The sequence below is a fragment of the Flavobacterium notoginsengisoli genome, assembly GCF_042686225.1.
GTDB classification, from domain to species: Bacteria; Bacteroidota; Bacteroidia; order Flavobacteriales; family Flavobacteriaceae; genus Flavobacterium; species Flavobacterium notoginsengisoli.
This window is the reverse complement of sequence record NZ_JBHUOT010000008.1, coordinates 140782-159126: the sequence shown is the minus strand read 5'-3', so window position 1 is coordinate 159126 and position 18345 is coordinate 140782. Positions and strand designations below refer to the sequence as shown.

Annotated in this window: 8 protein-coding genes; all 8 read left to right on the top strand. The window is 35.5% G+C overall.

Annotation, left to right across the window (positions count from 1 at the left end):
- The first annotated feature begins 11 nt into the window (after positions 1 to 11).
- Entirely contained in the window at positions 12 to 2216 is a 2205-nt protein-coding gene (locus ACFS3A_RS18040; RefSeq protein ID WP_379826962.1) for an alpha-galactosidase, read from the top strand.
- 70 nt (positions 2217 to 2286) lie between these two features.
- Positions 2287 to 3303, top strand: a complete 1017-nt coding sequence (locus ACFS3A_RS18035; protein ID WP_354592016.1) for a GntR family transcriptional regulator — start codon at positions 2287 to 2289, stop codon at positions 3301 to 3303.
- A 3-nt stretch (positions 3304 to 3306) separates the two neighbouring features.
- Positions 3307 to 4899, top strand: coding sequence for a solute:sodium symporter family transporter (locus tag ACFS3A_RS18030; protein ID WP_379826961.1), 1593 nt, complete (start codon positions 3307 to 3309; stop codon positions 4897 to 4899).
- A 515-nt stretch (positions 4900 to 5414) separates the two neighbouring features.
- Positions 5415 to 8441: a SusC/RagA family TonB-linked outer membrane protein gene (locus ACFS3A_RS18025; protein ID WP_379826960.1), complete on the top strand. Its 3027-nt coding sequence runs from the start codon at positions 5415 to 5417 to the stop codon at positions 8439 to 8441.
- A 26-nt stretch (positions 8442 to 8467) separates the two neighbouring features.
- Entirely contained in the window at positions 8468 to 10000 is a 1533-nt protein-coding gene (locus ACFS3A_RS18020) for a RagB/SusD family nutrient uptake outer membrane protein (protein ID WP_379826959.1), read from the top strand.
- Between the two features lie 194 nt (positions 10001 to 10194).
- Positions 10195 to 13140 (top strand): discoidin domain-containing protein, encoded by a 2946-nt coding sequence (locus ACFS3A_RS18015; RefSeq protein WP_379826958.1) that lies wholly within the window; start codon positions 10195 to 10197, stop codon positions 13138 to 13140.
- Between the two features lie 156 nt (positions 13141 to 13296).
- Positions 13297 to 15636, top strand: coding sequence for a glycoside hydrolase family 95 protein (locus ACFS3A_RS18010; protein WP_379826957.1), 2340 nt, complete (start codon positions 13297 to 13299; stop codon positions 15634 to 15636).
- A 289-nt stretch (positions 15637 to 15925) separates the two neighbouring features.
- On the top strand, positions 15926 to 18193 hold the full coding sequence (locus ACFS3A_RS18005; RefSeq protein ID WP_379826956.1) for a GH92 family glycosyl hydrolase: 2268 nt from the start codon (positions 15926 to 15928) through the stop codon (positions 18191 to 18193).
- The last annotated feature ends 152 nt before the right edge of the window (positions 18194 to 18345 follow it).

Genomic DNA, 18345 nt, shown 5'->3' with positions numbered 1-18345 from the left:
TACATAATAAAATGAAAAAACAAAGTATCAATTTAAGGCAGTCTTTTGCGATAGCAATTTTTATTCTCACGAGTTATTGCAGTTCAGTAACAGCGCAGCAGATTATTGCTGTAAAAACAAAATCTAACGCATTAGTTTTACAAGTAACACCAGGAAAAGAAGTTAACACCATTTATTTGGGTGAAAAACTAGCAAACGATTCAGATTATTCTAAAATACAAGGTCAGTTTCGTCAGGGAACAGATTATTCAGGAATTTACAATGCGGCTTACACTGCTTCTGGATCAAAAAATTTATTAGAACCTGCCATCACAGTAACCCATGTTGACGGAAATACTTCTTTGGATTTGTTATATGTAAGTCATAAAACGAATACTGTTGGTACAGGAATTTCTCAAACAGAAATTACGCTTAAAGATCCTGTATATCCTGTTGAAGTTCATTTGTTTATTCAGGCTTATTTCGATACAGATGTTATCGAGCAATGGACAACTATTCAGCATAATGAAAAAGGAAGCATCACTTTAAACAAATACGCTTCGGCTAATTTGTATTTGAAAGGATATAATAATTTCTATTTAAACCAATATCATGGTGACTGGGCAAAAGAAATGCAACCGGAAGAATCTAAATTAACTCACGGAATCAGAGTTTTAGATACTAAATTAGGTTCACGTACCAATTTATTCCAGCCTTCAGTATTTATGGTTTCATTGGATAAACCGGCAACTGAAGACGAAGGAAAAGTTTTATTTGCAGGTTTAGAATGGTCAGGTAATTTTAGAACCGATTTAGAATTAGATCCATTGAATAATCTTCGTATTATTTCGGGAATCAACAATGCGGCAGCGGCTTATAAATTGGCTAAAAGCGAAGTTTTTACAACGCCTAAATTTTGGTACACTTTATCATCAAAAGGAAAAGGAACGGCAAGTCGTAATCTGCACGATTGGTCAAGAAATTACAAAATCTTAGACGGAAAAGAAGATCGTTTGACATTATTAAACAATTGGGAAGCAACCTATTTTAATTTTGATGAAGAGAAATTGAAAGTTTTAATCGCCGATAGTAAAAAACTAGGAGTTGATATGTTTTTGTTAGACGATGGTTGGTTCGGAAATACGTATCCTCGTAACAACGATGATGCTGCTTTAGGAGATTGGGATGTCAACAAAAAGAAATTGCCAAACGGTATCGGAACTTTAGTAAAAACTGCTAAAGATAATCAAGTGAAATTTGGAATCTGGATTGAACCGGAAATGGTAAGTCCGGCAAGTGATTTGTATAAAAAACATCCTGATTGGGTTATCAAACAGCCGGGAAGAGCAGAACACTATTTCCGTAATCAATTGGTTTTAGATTTAGCAAATCCAAAAGTTCAGGATTTTGTTTATGGAGTTGTAGATAATCTTTTTACTGAAAATCCAGAATTGGCTTATATTAAATGGGATTGTAATGCTGTGATTTATAACGCTTATTCTAATTATTTAAAAGACAAACAAAATAATTTTTACACCGATTACGTAAACGGATTGTACAAGGTCTTGGAGCGTATTCGCGTAAAATACCCAAAAGTGCCAATGATGCTTTGCTCTGGCGGAGGAGGAAGAGTAGATTACGGTGCTTTGAAATATTTTACTGAATTCTGGCCAAGTGATAATACAGATCCTTTAGAGCGTGTATACATGCAATGGGAATACTCGTATTTTTATCCTGCGCTTACTATCGCGGCACACGTTACAGACTGGGGAAAACAGCCTTTAAAATACCGTACAGACGTAGCTATGATGGGAAGATTAGGTTTTGATATTGTAGTAAAAGATTTAAATGACAAAGATTTAGCGTTCACTCAAAAAGCAATAAAAAACTATAACGAATTAAGTAATACAATCTGGCAGGGAGATCAATATCGTTTACAAAATCCGTGGGGTAATGATGCGGCTTCGGTGATGTTTGTTAATAAAAATGGTAATGAAGCAGTAGTTTTCAGTTATTCAATTAATTCTAGATATGAAGCAGGAACACATCTTCCAATTAAATTAAAAGGACTGCAGGCAGGACAAAATTATAAAGTAGAAGAAATCAATGTATATCCGGATAAAAAACCAGTGGTAGAAACTGCTGTATATTCGGGCGATTTTTTAATGCAGGTTGGGATTAATCCGAATGTTACTGCATCAAACAGCAGTGTAGTTTTAAAAATTACTAAGGCCTAAACTAAATTTCAAACATTAGTATATATTTGTAATACAATATTTTCTAAATAAATACCTATTAAAACCGTTTATGAAGCAAATTATTCAGCAGATCAAAAATCTTGAATCTATAAATTCCTTATCTAAACATGAGCAATTGGTTCAGGGAATAATTAATGCAATTGATGAAAAGGTAGTCGTAAAGGGCGATTTACTGCCTTCTGTAAATACTTTTATTAGTGAATTGGGTTTTGCAAGAGAAACCATCGCAAAGGCTTACAAAGAACTCGTACACAGAGGAATTATCGAATCAAAAAACCGATTGGGTTATTTTGTGGCGACCAATGATGTAAAGCAAGAATTAAAAGTGGCATTGCTGATATTTGCTTTTGATATTTTTCAGGAAATGTTTTACGAGAATTTTAGAAAAGGACTTGGTAAAAATGTGCAATTGGACATTTTCTTCCATCATAATAATTTTGATACTTTCGAGAATATTATTCAAAGTATAAAAGGTAAATACGGAATGTTTGTTATCGCTCCAATTCCGAACAAAAAAACACCTGCTGTCTTAAAACAATTGCCAACAAACAGAGTTTTGTTGGTGGATCGTTTTATAGAAACAGATGAAGATTATAATTATGTTGCACAAGAGTTTGGAGATTCGTCTTACAATGCTTTTGTGCAGCTTAAAGATAAAATTAAAAAGTATGATGAACTTGTTTTCTTCTTCAAGCCATCGTCTGCAGAACCTAATGAAATCTTGAATTCTTTTAAGAGATTTATGAAAGATCATGACATCAAAGGTGTAATCAAAGAAGAATATACATCGGGTTCTCTGGAAAAAGGAAAGGTGTATTTTACCATTCACAATCTGGAACTTTGGGAAATGCTGAAAGATTCTAAAATCAAAGGACTTAAGATCGGTAAAGACATTGGTTTTATTTCGCACAATGATGATATCGTAAAAGAGATCATTTTTGATGGAGTAACCACATTTTCGACAGATTTCTCAGAAATGGGAAGAAGAGCAGCCGATTTTGTGTTGAACAGAAAAAAAACACAGGAAATTATTCCAACAGTTCTTATTGATAGAAATTCGCTGTAATTTATGAATGTTTTATCCATTGTTAGTTTCTTACTGATTACGGGTTTAGTTGCCGTTATTTCAGCAATAAAAACTCGAAAAAAAAAGGTACAAACCACAAGCGGACTTTTTTTTGCAGATCATAACAATAACTTTTTTATAGTTGGAGGTGCTTTGCTTCTTAGTAATATAAGCGCCAATCAGTTTATAGGCGAAAACGAATCTATTTACACCAACAACATGAGCGTTATGGCATGGGGCGTGAGTTCTGTGCTGGCAATGCTTTTGGTTGCTGAATTTTTTCTTCCTATTTATTTTCGAACCGGTGCAATGACAATTCCTGATTATTTGGGAAAACGTTACGATCAATCGACAAAAAGACTCGTGTCAATCATATTTTTATGTAGTTATATCGTTAATCTGCTTCCTGCTGTATTATACGGCGGTGCAGTAGCGCTGACTGGAATGTTTAATTTTTTAGGTCCGTTGCAATTAACGTATTGGCAGAATATCTGGATTATGGTCTGGCTGATTGGTCTTACAGGTTGTGCATATTCCGTTTTAGGTGGTTTACGAGCCATATCGATTAGTGATACCGTTTTGAGTGTGGGTTTATTGACTATTGGTATTGCTTTTCCTTATTTCGGTTTTAAATTTCTAGGTAACGGAGATTGGTTTAAAGGCCTTCATATTTTACTTTCAGAACACAAAGAACACTTAAATTCAATTGGAGGTCCGCACGATGAAATTCCGTTAAGCACCATTTTTACAGGAATGTTTATTATGAATCTGTATTATTGGGGAATGGAACAGTTTATTGTGCAGCAGGCACTTTCGGCAAAAAGTTTATCTCATAGTCAGAAAGGAATGGGATTGGCTTGTTTAGGAAAATTGTTATGTCCTTTTATAATTAATATTCCGGGATTAGTTGGCGTACATCTTTATGAAAAATTAGAAAATACAGCAGAAGTTTTTCCTCTTGTTATAAAAGATACACTTCCTGGTATTATGATTGGTCTTACGGCAGCCGTAGTTCTTGGAGCGGCAATAAGTACTTTTAATGCTGGACTTAACAGCAGCAGTACTTTGTTTGTTTTAAATCTTTACAAACCTTATCTGGAGAAAAGAAATAAGGAAGTCACTGAAAAACATTTGGTTTACACTGGTCGTAAATTTGAAATTATCGTTTCGGCTTTAGCTATGTTTTCGGCACCATTTATCATTTTTAGTAAAGCAGGTTTTTATACTTATTTACAGCAATTAGGGGGTATGTTTTGTGTGCCTATTTTTACCATTATTCTGATAGGATTTGTGTTTAAGAAAGTACCGCCTCAGGCAGCCAAAATAGGTATGATCTTTTTTATTCTGAGCTACATTATTTTTAATTACGTATTAGATATTAAACTGCATTATCTGCACATGCTGGCTCTTCTTTTTGTATTTACTTCAATATGTATGCTGTTGGTTTCAAGGTTTTATCCGACCTATAACTATGCTGAAATCAAGTTGGAATCAGTTGAATTATCTCCCTGGAAAAATCGTTATTGGTATTTTGGAGCTTTAATAATTGGTATGATTAGCATTTTTGTGCTATTCTCTAAATGGGGGATAGCTTAGTTTTGAAGGTACTGAGGTACTGAGATGCTGAGGTTCTAAGGTTTAAAGGCGCAAAGGTTCAGAGGTTCAAAGATTTAAAAGTACTATTAGAGACGTACGCTGTGCGTCTTTTTTGCGTTTAGTAGAAACCTCTCAGGTTTAATTGATTGTAATTTAATAAATAAACCAACAGAATCAATTGTTTGTTTTTTTGTTTTTGGAGAGATTGATTTTATACTGATTTTCTTTGTTTTAAATCAAAATGAGGATCGATTTTGTCTGAGATTTCTTCAATTTGTCACAACTTTTATTTTCTTTTTCCTTTTTTACCCGCTGTATTTATAGGAAACCCGAAATAAATCATTAAAAAAAATAGCAAATTCTTAAAACATAAATTTGGATGTAATGAAAATATTTGTATGTTTGTAATGTTATAGTATAGGATAGTATAAGTCAATTTGTTTTCTCCTATTTTCATGCTCAATAAATAACAAAAAACTAACTCACTAATTTATTAACTAAAAAACCAAATTATTATGAGAATTGCAATAAGATACTTATGCTTCTTAGTAGTTATGTTGTCTGCCGGTACACTTTACTCCCAAACCATTACCGGTAAAGTGAAGGATAATCAAAATTTACCTTTACCAGGGGCAACCATTCTGGTAAAAGGTACTCAGAACTCTACAGTAACGGACATTGATGGTAGTTACAAATTATTAAACGTAAAATCTGGCTCCACACTGGAATTTAGTTTTATAGGATTTGATACTCAGACTGCAATTGCAAATAAATCCGAAATTAATGTTTCAATGACTCCAAATACTCAGGAACTGACTGAAGTTGTAATTGTTGGAGCTACAATGAAAAAAGGAGATTTAACGGGTGCTGTAAGCAGTGTTTCCGGGGATAAGCTTAGAGAGGTTCCTACTCCAAACGTGGTACAGGCCTTGCAAGGGCGTGCTTCTGGGGTATATATTCAACAAAGTGCTGTACCGGGGCAAACGGGGTCGATAAGAATTAGAGGGAATAATTCACTAAACTTTGGCGGTAACCCAATATTTGTAATCGATGGTTTGGTTACAGACAGCAATTTTGAAAACATCAATCCTGATGATATTGCAAGTATGGAAGTGCTTAAAGATGCTTCTGCTACTGCATTATATGGTTCAAGAGCTGCTAATGGAGTAATCGTAATTACAACCAAAAAAGGTTCAAGATCAGGAGAAGCAAAAATACAGTATGATACCTGGACAGGTGTATCTGAGTTTGCAAGAAACATCCCTTTGATGAATGGTCAGCAATTATTTGATTTAAGAGTTGATGCGTATGCAAACCGTTATATGGATGAGAATCCAGGGGCTGATCGTGCTGCTTATATTAATCAGATTAAGTCAGATGGTTCGACTGTATTTGCGCCTTATGAATTAGAATCTTACAGAACCGGTAAAAGTTACAATTGGCTAGATCAGGTAACGCGTTCTGGTTTTCAAACCAATCATAATTTAAGTTTTAGCGGAGGAGGAGAAAAAGGAACTTATTTTGTGAGTTTTAATTATGTTGATCAGAAGGGACTTCTAAAAAACTCTGATTTTAAAAGATATAATGGAAAAATTAACCTTACGCAGGATTTAAAATCATGGCTGCAGTTTGGTACCAATACTACTTTTTCAAGAAGTGAAAGCAATTATCAGGAAGGTAGTGCTTTTGGAGTAGCATTGGGAGCAAATCCACTTTTGCCTATAGATTCTAAGGCAACTTATCTTCGATATGGCGAAGTATTTGACCAAAATCTTTATAACCCGATAAAAAGTCTTGATATCATAAATTCAAGCACGCGTAACAGACTTACAAGCAGTAACTTTTTAAGTGCTAAACCAATAAAGGGACTTGATGTCAGAACTACTTTTTCTGTAGATGTTACAGATCAGGCAAATTTTGATTATGTGCCAAGTTATACGGGACAGTCACTTAGAAATTCTATGAATGGGGAGGCGCATCATTATAGATATTCACAGTTCAATTATCAGTGGGATAATACCGTAACTTACAGTAAAGTTTTTGCTGAAAAGCATGACGTAAGTGTAATGGGAGGATTTTCTGTAATGAGTAATTCAGGTAATAGTACCGATGTAAGAGCTCGCGGATTTGTTAGTGATGATTTGACATACATGGCTTTATCAGGTGCATATCAAAAAGATAATGCACAGTTAGGTTCGAATTTTACAGATTATTCAAACGAATCGTTTTTTGCAAGAGCAAACTATACTTTTGATGGGAAGTATAACATAACTGGAACAATTAGAAGAGATGGTTCGTCTAAATTTGGCCCTAACAATAAATGGGGAACCTTTCCTTCAATAGCCGGAAGTTGGGATGTTGCCAAAGAAAATTTCCTTACTGGATTTGAAAAATTAAGTCAGCTTAAATTTCGTGTAGGTTATGGTGTTGTGGGGAATCAAAACGTAGATGCTTACAGATACTTCGCATTATACAATGCACAGGTTAGTAATAACTCAGGAACTTATGTGTCTGATAATTATATTGACAATTTTGATTTAAGATGGGAAAAACAAAAACAATTTAATGTTGGACTAGATTTAGGTTTCTTTCAAAACAGGCTGACAGCAAGTGCTAATTATTTTCATATAAATAATGACGATCTTTTAATGTTGCGTAACATGCCGGTTTCTTCAGGATATAAATATAAGCTGGATAATATTGGAGCTACAACAAATAAAGGTATAGAATTAGAACTTAGTGGAGACATTATTAAAAACAAAGACTTTAAATGGAATGTTGCTGCCAATATCTCGTCAGCCAAAAATAAGGTTACAAAATTGTATGGAGATGCTACAGAAATATACAGTCTAGGTGGTTATAGCAATAATGAAATCCAGCGTACCGGAAACTTTTTCTTAGGGCAATCGGTAAACACAGTTTATGTATTTCAATATGATGGTATAGCGCAGCAAGGTGAAGACCTTAGTAAAGTAAATTATGGAAGCCGTACAGTTCAGGCTGGTGATATTAAAATTAAAGATCGTAATGGCGACGGTGTAATAAACGATCAGGACAGGTATGTAGTTGGCGATTTGAATCCGGATTATTATGGTGGTTTTTCTACAGATCTTAACTATAAAGGTTTTGGATTAAATGCAGTATTTGCGTATTCAATAGGAGGTAAGAGACCAAGCGGAACCTACGAAAGTTATATGAACTCAGGAGGGATGAGTGCAGCACATACAGACCTTTTGGATCGTTGGACTCCAACCAATACTGATACAGATGTGCCAAGAGCCTATTATGGAGGAGGAAGATACACTTTAGGTGAGACAGATAAAGCGATCCAGGATGCTTCATTCCTTAGATTAAATGCACTTACATTATCTTACACATTGAAAGATAAAGTTGCAGAAAGTGTTTTTCTTAAAAATGCGAGATTTTATGTAACGGGATCAAATTTGTTCATTATAACTAAATATAAAGGATATGATCCTGAGGGAGGAGATTCTTACCCTATATCCAGAGCTATAGTTATGGGATTAAATGTATCTCTTTAATCAAATTAATTTTAAAAATTATTTTTATGAAAGCAAAAATTATAGCCTTTATGGCCGTAGCAATATTATCAGCTTCCTGTTCATCAGATTTTTTGGATGAAGAGCCTAAAAGTTCATTAACTGCTGCTCAGGCATATGGTAGTTTAGGTAAAATAGAGCCTGTGCTTTTGGGAGCCATAACAAATTGGAGAAACATGCAAAAAGACCGTGCTGGACTTTACACTTCTCTCGGCACAGACGAAGCACAACAAGGTGCTTTGCAGGTAACAGGAGATGCAAACCAGGCAGGACTTGATTTGTACAATGGTTTCTTAAGCCAGGAGAATCAGGCAATTGGACAATTGTGGAATGACAGATGGCCAGTAATTGAAGTAGCGGCACAATCTATTAGAGCATTAGGAATTAATACTGAAGAAGATAGTGCAAAACGTGATCTTTTAATGGGCGAAGCTAGTTTTTTAAGAGCAACATTAATGTTTGAGCTTACGCAATATTGGGGAGAAATACCGATTAATGATAAAGCAAAATCGGCAGAATTCGGTTTAAAGCGTCAGCCTTTGGATTTGGTTTATTCTTATATAGTGGCCGATTTAGAGAGAGCAATTGAAAAACTGCCAGCAACTCAGAGCAATCCTGCATTTCCTGCAAAAGGTGTGGCTCAGGCTCTTTTAGGAAAAGTATATTTATACGCTCCGGAAGCGTCAGGATACCGTGATTATACTAAAGCAAAACAATGGTTTGGAGAAGTTATCAGCTCTGGAAAATATAGTTTACTACCTAATTACGCAGATGTTTTTAATCCAGATCGCGCTAATTCTTCAGAGTCATTATATGAATGGCAGTATAATAATAACTGGCCGGATAACAACCAGATACAATGGCAGACAGGTTCAAGAGTTTTAGCAAACATAGATCAATATGCTTATTTTGGAGGTTATGATCTTATTCTTCCTACTCAATATTGCTATAAAGATAAAGCTGACGGAGGATTATGGGAAGCTGGTGATGTACGTAAAAATGCGAGTATCCGTTATGATTTTACTTATAAGGGCGTTAAACCAACACTTCCTGCCGGTTTTGGAGGTGATGAGCTGGATCCACACATTAAAAAATATGAAGATATTCGTGTGGATGGAAGACAGTCATTCTGGAATTCAGGTAAAAATAAAGCCTATATCAGATACTCTGATGTATTACTTAACTACGCAGAATGCTTAAATGAATTAGGAAGTACCACAGAAGCGGAAGGTTTTGTTAATCAGGTTCGTACAAGAGCTTTTGGAGGAACATTACCTGACGCGATGAAATGGAGCGGACTTTCTCAAGCTCAGTTTAGAGTTCAAATTTTGGATGAGCGTATGCGTGAATTAGCTTTTGAAGGCTGGAGAAGAATGGATCTTATTCGTACAGGAAAATTGGTAGAATTAGTTGGGGCACGTAACAAATGGGCTAAACAAAACGGTACAATTGCAGCATTTCATAACCGTTATCCTATTCCTATTGGAGAGATCAAGCTTAATGATGAGATTAATCCCGAAGATCAAAATCCCGGGTATTAATATTCTCAATAATACTATAATGTAATTTTTTATTTTTTTGGTTCATGTGATCTGGTTAATGTCACATTTTGATTTGTAATGCCATTTTGGGTATAGGTAGTAACAGTACTGAGATCTTCTGTTCGAAAAAAACTTATTCCAAAATGGCATTCTTATTTTTTATAATTCAATTTTTTAATCATTCAAATAACAGTATGAAATTTTATACGTATCAGGTTTATATCTATTTATTTGTTTTAAATGCCATTTCATTCAATTTTTATGCTCAGAATAAAGTAAGTCTTAACTCTTCTGATATTGTTTGGAAGGTAAAACCACAAGCAGAAATAGGAAGAGACAGCCTTAAAATGTTTACTCCAAATTATGCCGATACCGACTGGGTAAAAGCAGTTGTTCCAGGCACAATCTTCAACTCTTATGTTGTTAGCGGATTAGAAAAAGACCCCAATTTTGGCGACAATATATATCAGGTCGATAAATCAAAATACGATCGAAGTTTTTGGTATCGTTCGGAATTTAGTATTCCGGAGAACTTCACCAAAGAAATCATCTGGCTCAATTTTGAAGGAATAAACCGCGAAGGAGAAATTTATCTTAATGGAAAAAAAATAGCCGTTTTAAGCGGGATGATGCAGCGCGGTAAATTTGATATTACAAAGCTTGTAAATCGTAAAGCAAAAAATGTCTTAAACATTTTAGTAAGCATTCCCAAACAGCCATTAAATAACTACGGAAGTCCAACTTACATTTCAAGCGCCGGATGGGACTGGATGCCTTATGTTCCGGGATTAAATTCAGGAATTACCGATGATGTTTTTTTAACCAATACAGATAAAGTCACCATTGCAGATCCTTGGATTCATACCAATCTACCAACCAATGCACGAGCAGATTTAGAAGTAAAAGTAGATTTGAAAAATACCTCTTCACAAAATCAGGAAGGAGTTCTAACCGGAGTGATAATGCCTGGAAACATAACGTTTTCAAAAAAAATAAATCTGGATGCTGACGGAATTACAACTGTAAAACTGACCAAAGAACAGTTTCCGGAACTTTCTATCCAGAATCCTAAATTATGGTGGCCAAATGGTTATGGCGATCCTAATTTATATACCTGCCAGTTTACTTTCAAAATTGGAAATGTAGTTTCAGATAGTCAAAAAATAACTTTCGGAATTAAAAAATATACTTACGATACAGAAGGTGGCGTTTTACATATTGCCATAAACGGAAAACGTGTTTTCTTAAAAGGAGGAAACTGGGGAATGAGCGAATATATGCTTCGTTGCAGAGGTGAAGAATATGATCTTAAAGTAAAACTTCACAAAGAAATGAATTACAATATTATTCGCAACTGGCTGGGTTCAACAACAGATGAAGAGTTTTACGAAGCCTGCGATAAATACGGTATTATGGTTTGGGATGATTTTTGGCTCAATGCCAATCCGAATTTGCCATTGGATATTCATGTTTTTAATAATAATGTAATCGAAAAAATAAAACGCGTTAGAAATCACGCCAGTATTGCCATTTGGTGTGGGAATAATGAAGGTCTTCCGCAGCCACCATTAAATGGCTGGATTGCCGAAAACATCAAAACTTTTGACAACAACGACCGTTATTATCAGCCTTGTTCCAATACTGGAAACTTAAGCGGAAGTGGACTTTGGGGGAATAAAGATCCGAGGTTTTATTTTACAAAATATCCGGAACCATACGCCGGAACTGGCGACGGGCCAAGCTGGGGTTTAAGATCTGAAATTGGTACAGCTGTTTTTCCTAACATTGAAAGCTTTAAAAAGTTTATTCCGGAAAAAGACTGGTGGCCAAGAAACGATATGTGGGACAAACATTTCTTTGGACAAAAAGCCTTTAATGCAACTCCGGACAATTATGATAAAAGCATTACAGAACGTTACGGTAAACCAAATAATCTGGAAGAATACACTAGAAAAGCACAGCTGTTAAACATAGAAACCAACAAAGCCATGTACGAAGGCTGGTTGGATCATATGTGGGAAGACGCTTCTGGAATTATGATCTGGATGAGCCAATCTTCGTATCCAAGTATGGTTTGGCAGACTTACGATTACTATTATGATTTAACGGGAGCGTATTGGGGTGTAAAATCGGCTTGTGAGCCTATGCACATTCAGTGGAGTCCTGTAGACAATTCGGTAAAAGTAATCAATACAACCGGAACCGATTTTAAAAATCTGAAAGCCGAAGTCGTTGTGTATAATTTAGATGGAAAATCGGTAGCAAAGTACAAACAAAATGCAGCAGTAGATTCTTATTCTAATACAGCAGTAGAAAGCTTTGTAATTCCGTTTTATTCCAATCAGAAAGATTTGGCTTTTCAAAAAAATGTTACTGCATCCTCTACTGATGGCGGAAACACAAGAGATGTTGCAGACGGAGATTCAAATACACGCTGGGCAAGTAATTCGACGGATAAGGAATGGATTTATGTAGATCTTGAAAAGGACTATATTATCAATCGTGTCGTTTTAAATTGGGAAAATGCTTATGGCAAAGAATACAAAATCCAAATCAGTTCCGATGCACAAAACTGGACAGATGTCAGTATTATTAAAGACGGAAAACAAGGACTTCAAACTATTTCATTTGATGAAACAAAAGGCCGTTACGTTCGAATGTTAGGAATAAAACGTGGTTCTGGTTGGGGGTATTCATTATACGATTTCAAAATTTTTGGTGCAGAAACCAATGTTGATACTTCCGATTTAAGTCCAGTGCATTTTATCCGATTAAAACTAAAAGATGCTTCGGATAAATTAATCAGTGAGAATTTTTATTGGAGAGGCACCAATATGAAAGATTTTACAGAACTGAATAAACTGCCAAAAGCAAACGTAAATGTTTCCAGTAAAGTCATAAAACAAAACGGGAAGTACTTGATAAAGGCTAAAATTTCAAGTCCGTCGGGAATCGCTTTTGGAATTCAGATTCAAGCGTTGAATGAAAAATCTGGAACTCAAATATTACCGGCAATCATAAGCGACAGTTATTTCACTTTACTAAAAGGCGAAAGCAAAGAAGTGACAATTGAATTTGATGAAACACTTTTAAAAAATGGTGAAAAACCAATTGTAAAAGCGATTCCCTATAATAAATAATCAGTTTAAAATCCTGCAAGGTTTCTAAAACCTTGTAGGTAAATTTATTTTAAAGATTTTTATCATAAACAAACCTGTCAGGTTCAATCGTAACGGAGAAAAAGATATAAGTTACCACAGATAATCTTTTTAATCTGTGGCAAAAAACAAAATACCATGAATATCAAGAAATACAAATTATTACTAGTACTACTAATACCCATTTTAGGTTATTCACAAAATAATCAGCTGGAACTGTGGTACACTAAACCCGCGTCTCAATGGGAAGAAACATTGCCCTTAGGAAACGGACGTTTAGGAATTATGCCCGATGGTGGAATTGAAACCGAAAAATTAGTCCTAAATGATATCACGCTTTGGAGCGGATCTCCGCAAGATGCTAATAATTATAAAGCCTATACTTTTTTACCTCAAATTAGAGAATTGTTATTAGCCAATAAAAACAGCGAAGCAGAACAGCTTATTAATCAAAATTTTGTTTGTACAGGTCCGGGTTCAGGAAGCGGGGACGGAGCAAACGTACAATTTGGATGTTATCAGGTTTTGGGAGATATGACTTTAAAGTTTGATTATAAAACCAAATCAAAAGCTATAAATTATAGTAGAAACTTAAATATTCAAACTGCACTTGCATCAACTCAATTTACCATTGACGACGTAATCTATAAACGAGAATATTTTGCAGGTTTTGGAGATGATGTTTTATTTATAAAACTGAGTTCAAGCAAAAAAGGAAAACTCAATTTTACAGTTCAGCTGGACAGACCGGAACATTTTAAAACTATCAACGGCAGTGATAATTCCTTAGTGATGACAGGTCAGTTAAACAACGGAATTGACGGAAAAGGAATGAAATATAAAGCCAAAGTAAAAGCCAAAACAGCAGATGGAAGTGTTTTATATACTAACAATACAATCGAAGTAAAAAACGCAACAGAAGTGGTGCTTTATGTTTCGGCAGGAACAGATTTTAAAAATCAGAATTTTGAAACTGTTGTAGATAAAACTTTGGAAACTGCTCTGCAGAAAAAATATGCAGATCAGAAGAAAATCCATATCCAAAACTATCAAAAGTTATTTAATCGAGTAGCTTTGAATTTTGGAAAAACAGCAAAAAACACATTGCCTACAAATGAGCGTTTAGATGCTTTTATGAAAAATCCGGATTCAGATACAGGGCTTCCGGTTTTGTTTTATCAATATGGACGATATTTAAGTATCAGCAGTACAAGAGTCGGTTTGCTTCCTCCAAATTTGCAAGGTTTATGGGCGCATCAGGTACAAACTCCCTGGAACGGAGATTATCATTTGGATGTCAATGTTCAGATGAATCATTGGGCTTTGGAAACGGGAAATCTGTCTGAATTAAATCTTCCTCTAAAAGATTTGGTTAAAGAAATGGTGCCTTACGGCGAAAAAACAGCCAAAGCCTATTACAATGCTGAGGGTTGGGTAGCTCACGTTATAACCAATATTTGGGGATTTACAGAACCGGGAGAAAGCGCCTCTTGGGGAATTGCAAAAGCAGGCTCCGGATGGCTTTGCAACAATCTATGGAATCATTATTTGTACACGAACGATCAAGCTTATTTAGCAGAAATTTATCCCATTATAAAAGGCGCTGCGCAGTTTTATAATAGCATGCTGGTAAAAGATCCGGAAACGGGTTGGCTCGTAACTTCTCCGTCTGTGTCGCCGGAAAATTCATTTTTTCTGCCTAACGGTCAGGATGCACATGTTTGTATGGGCCCAACAATAGATAATCAGATTGTTCGTGAATTATTCAATAATGTAATTACAGCCTCATCCAAATTAGGATTGGATAATACTTTAAAAATCGAGCTTGAAAAACGACTTAAATTACTGCCTCCTCCCGGAGTAGTTTCTCCCGACGGAAGAATTCAGGAATGGTTAAAACCTTATAAAGAGCCAGACGCACAGCATCGTCATGTTTCCCATTTATACGGACTTTATCCAGCGCCTTTAATCACACCAGAAAGCACACCGGAACTTGCGGAAGCAGCTAAAAAAACACTTGAAGTTCGCGGAGACGACGGTCCAAGCTGGTCAATCGCCTATAAGATGCTTTTTTGGTCTCGTTTAAAAGAGGGTAATAGAGCTTATAAATTATTAAAAACAATATTAAGACCAACATTAGCAACCAATATCAATTATGGAGCAGGAGGAGGAGTGTATCCAAATTTACTTTCTGCAGGGCCGCCATTTCAAATTGATGGAAACTTTGGTGCATCTGCAGGAATTGGTGAAATGTTAATTCAAAGTCATGCCGGTTTTATCGAATTACTGCCTGCTATGCCAGATGTTTGGCTAAAAGAAGGCGAAGTAAAAGGGCTTAAAGCCGAAGGAAATTTTACTGTAAACATGAAATGGAAAGATGGAAAAGTAATTCAGTACGAAATAAAATCTCAAGTTCCTGTTAAAGTGAAAATCAAAGTAAATAGTGAATTAAAAGAAATCATTTCATCTAAATTATAAGTTCGAGCATTACTCCTGCAAGGTTTTCAAAACCTTGTAGGTTTAATTTTTTATATCATTTCTAAATATAACACCTACAAAGTTTTGAAAACCTTGCAGGAGTAAAATAATAATATGAATTGCCTCCAGCTTTAGCTGGAGGTCAAAGAAGTCTATCACAAAGGGCTTTAGCCAAAACATCGCGATTTTGGCTAAAGCCCTTCTAGAATCCAATCTCAACAACCTACAGCTAAAGCTGTAGGCAATTCAAAAAATAATGAAATCATGTTTCATAAATCTTTATTCTAAAATGAAATTCAAACAAATACTATACTCTTGTGCCATAATAAGCTCATTAAGTTTAGGAGCACAAACTGCAGAAAAAACAACGTCTCATGTAAATCCGTTTATTGGAACGGGAGCAGCACACGGTTCGCCGCTTTCAGGAAATAATTATCCTGGTGCTACAGTGCCATTCGGAATGGTACAGCTAAGTCCGGACACCCGAAACACACCAGATTGGAGCGTTGCCTGTGGCTATAATTATAACGATACAACAATAGCAGGTTTTAGCCACACGCATTTAAGCGGAACGGGAGTAGCCGAATTATTTGATGTTATGCTAATGCCTTTCAGTGGTGCTATTGTAAAGGAAGAAACAGGGCAGAATGCTTATCAATCTAAGTTTACGCATGATAAGGAATCTGCAAAACCGGGTTATTACAGCGTGGAACTTTTAGATTATCAGATTAAAGCTGAATTGACTGCAACAACGCATGCGGGTTTTCATAAATACAGTTTTCCTAAAAATAAAGAAGCGCACATCATTGTTGATTTAGAGCATTCGATGAAAAAATCGGATTGGAATACTCGAATTATTGCGTCTCAATTATCATTTCCAAATGATCATACTATTGAAGGATTTCGAATTATTACGGGTTGGGCGCCTATGCGAAAAGTTTATTTTCATGCCGAATTTTCACAGCCTATAATTCGTAATCATATTACAGACGGGAATAATGTTTATGATAATGCAAAAGTGGTTAATGGCAATGCAATTAGGGCAATATTAGATTTTGATACTTCAAAACAGCAGGAAGTTTTGGTAAAAGTGGGAATTTCTGCCACAAGTATCGAAAATGCACGTTTGAATGTACAAACTGAAATTCCAGCTTGGGATTTTGACGGAACAATTAACAATGCCGATGCCGTTTGGGAAAAAGAATTAAGCAAGATAAAAATTGACGGCACAGAAGAACAAAAGCAGATTTTTTATACCGCTTTGTACCATACATTCATTCAGCCAAATACATTATCAGATTTGAGTGGAGATTATCCAACAGCCGATTTTACAGTTAGAAATTCATCCAAGCCTTATTATACGACATTTTCTTTGTGGGATACTTATCGTGGCGCACATCCGTTGTACACTTTGATTCAGCCCGAAAGAACCGCTGATTTTGTAAATAGCATGCTGGCATATTACAAAGTTTTTGGCTATTTACCAATCTGGCAGTTATGGGGACAGGAAAATTACTGTATGATTGGCAATCACGCGATTCCGGTTATTGTGGATGCTGTACTGAAAAAAATCCCGGGAATCGATGCCGAAGAAGCCTTTGAAGCCGTAAAGAATTCATCGTTGCGAGAACATCCCGGATCGCCATTCAATATTTGGGAAAAGTACGGATATATTCCGGAAAACTTAAAATCACAGTCAGTTTCATTGACTTTAGAAATGGCTTATGACGACTGGTGTGTAGCTGAATTGGCAAAGAAATTGGTTAAAATAGATGATTTCAATCATTTTACAAAACGTTGTCAGTTTTATAAAAATCTGTACGATAAAGAAATAAGTTTTTTCAGGGCAAAAGATGACAAAGGCAATTGGATTGGTCCTTTTGACCCGCTGAAATATGGAGCCAATGGCGGTTATCCGTTTACTGAAGGAAATGGATGGCAGTACTTTTGGTATGTTCCGCAAGATGTAAAAGGACTTATAAATTTGGTTGGAGGAGATCATGCTTTTACCAAAAAACTAGACACTTTTTTCACACTAGAAGACAAACCAGAAGAAGTAAATGATAATGCTTCGGGTTTTATTGGTCAATATGCGCACGGAAATGAGCCAAGTCATCATATTGCTTATTTATACAATTATGCAGGTCAGCCTTGGAAAACGCAAAAATACACTGCAGAAATACTAAATAAAATGTACAATACAACTTCTTCAGGCTATTCCGGTAATGATGATTGCGGTGAACTTTCGGCTTGGTATATTTTCGGCGCAATGGGGTTTTATCCTGTTAACCCAGCAAGCAGTACTTATGTTATAGGCTCTCCGCTGTTGAAAGAAGCTTCTATTGAATTGAAAAATGGAAAGACTTTTAAAGTCACTGCTAAAAATGTTTCAGATGAAAACATTTATATTCAAAGTGCTAAATTAAATGGTAAAAGCTATACAAAGACTTTTATTCACCAATCTGATATTGATAATGGCGGTGTTTTAGAATTTGTAATGGGATCGAAACCAAATAAAAATTGGGGAGTTAAACGAGACGATAAACCGATTAATTAGAAAAAAGTGAACTAAAAAAGTACACTGATGACACTGATTTACTTCGTAAAGACGCGGATTAAAACGGATTTCTACTTAAATTATTTAGAAAGATTAATTGAAAATCCGTTTTAATCCGCGTCTTCGCGTTAGCGAATCCGTATCATCTGTGT

Excerpts from the sequence above, each read along its gene's own strand:
- ACFS3A_RS18025 (WP_379826960.1), top strand. The coding sequence starts at position 5,415 with ATGAGAATTGCAATAAGATACTTATGCTTCTTAGTAGTTATGTTGTCT.
- ACFS3A_RS18020 (WP_379826959.1), top strand. The coding sequence starts at position 8,468 with ATGAAAGCAAAAATTATAGCCTTTATGGCCGTAGCAATATTATCAGCT.
- ACFS3A_RS18015 (WP_379826958.1), top strand. The coding sequence starts at position 10,195 with ATGAAATTTTATACGTATCAGGTTTATATCTATTTATTTGTTTTAAAT.
- ACFS3A_RS18030 (WP_379826961.1), top strand. The coding sequence starts at position 3,307 with ATGAATGTTTTATCCATTGTTAGTTTCTTACTGATTACGGGTTTAGTT.
- ACFS3A_RS18040 (WP_379826962.1), top strand. The coding sequence starts at position 12 with ATGAAAAAACAAAGTATCAATTTAAGGCAGTCTTTTGCGATAGCAATT.
- ACFS3A_RS18010 (WP_379826957.1), top strand. The coding sequence starts at position 13,297 with ATGAATATCAAGAAATACAAATTATTACTAGTACTACTAATACCCATT.
- ACFS3A_RS18035 (WP_354592016.1), top strand. The coding sequence starts at position 2,287 with ATGAAGCAAATTATTCAGCAGATCAAAAATCTTGAATCTATAAATTCC.
- ACFS3A_RS18005 (WP_379826956.1), top strand. The coding sequence starts at position 15,926 with ATGAAATTCAAACAAATACTATACTCTTGTGCCATAATAAGCTCATTA.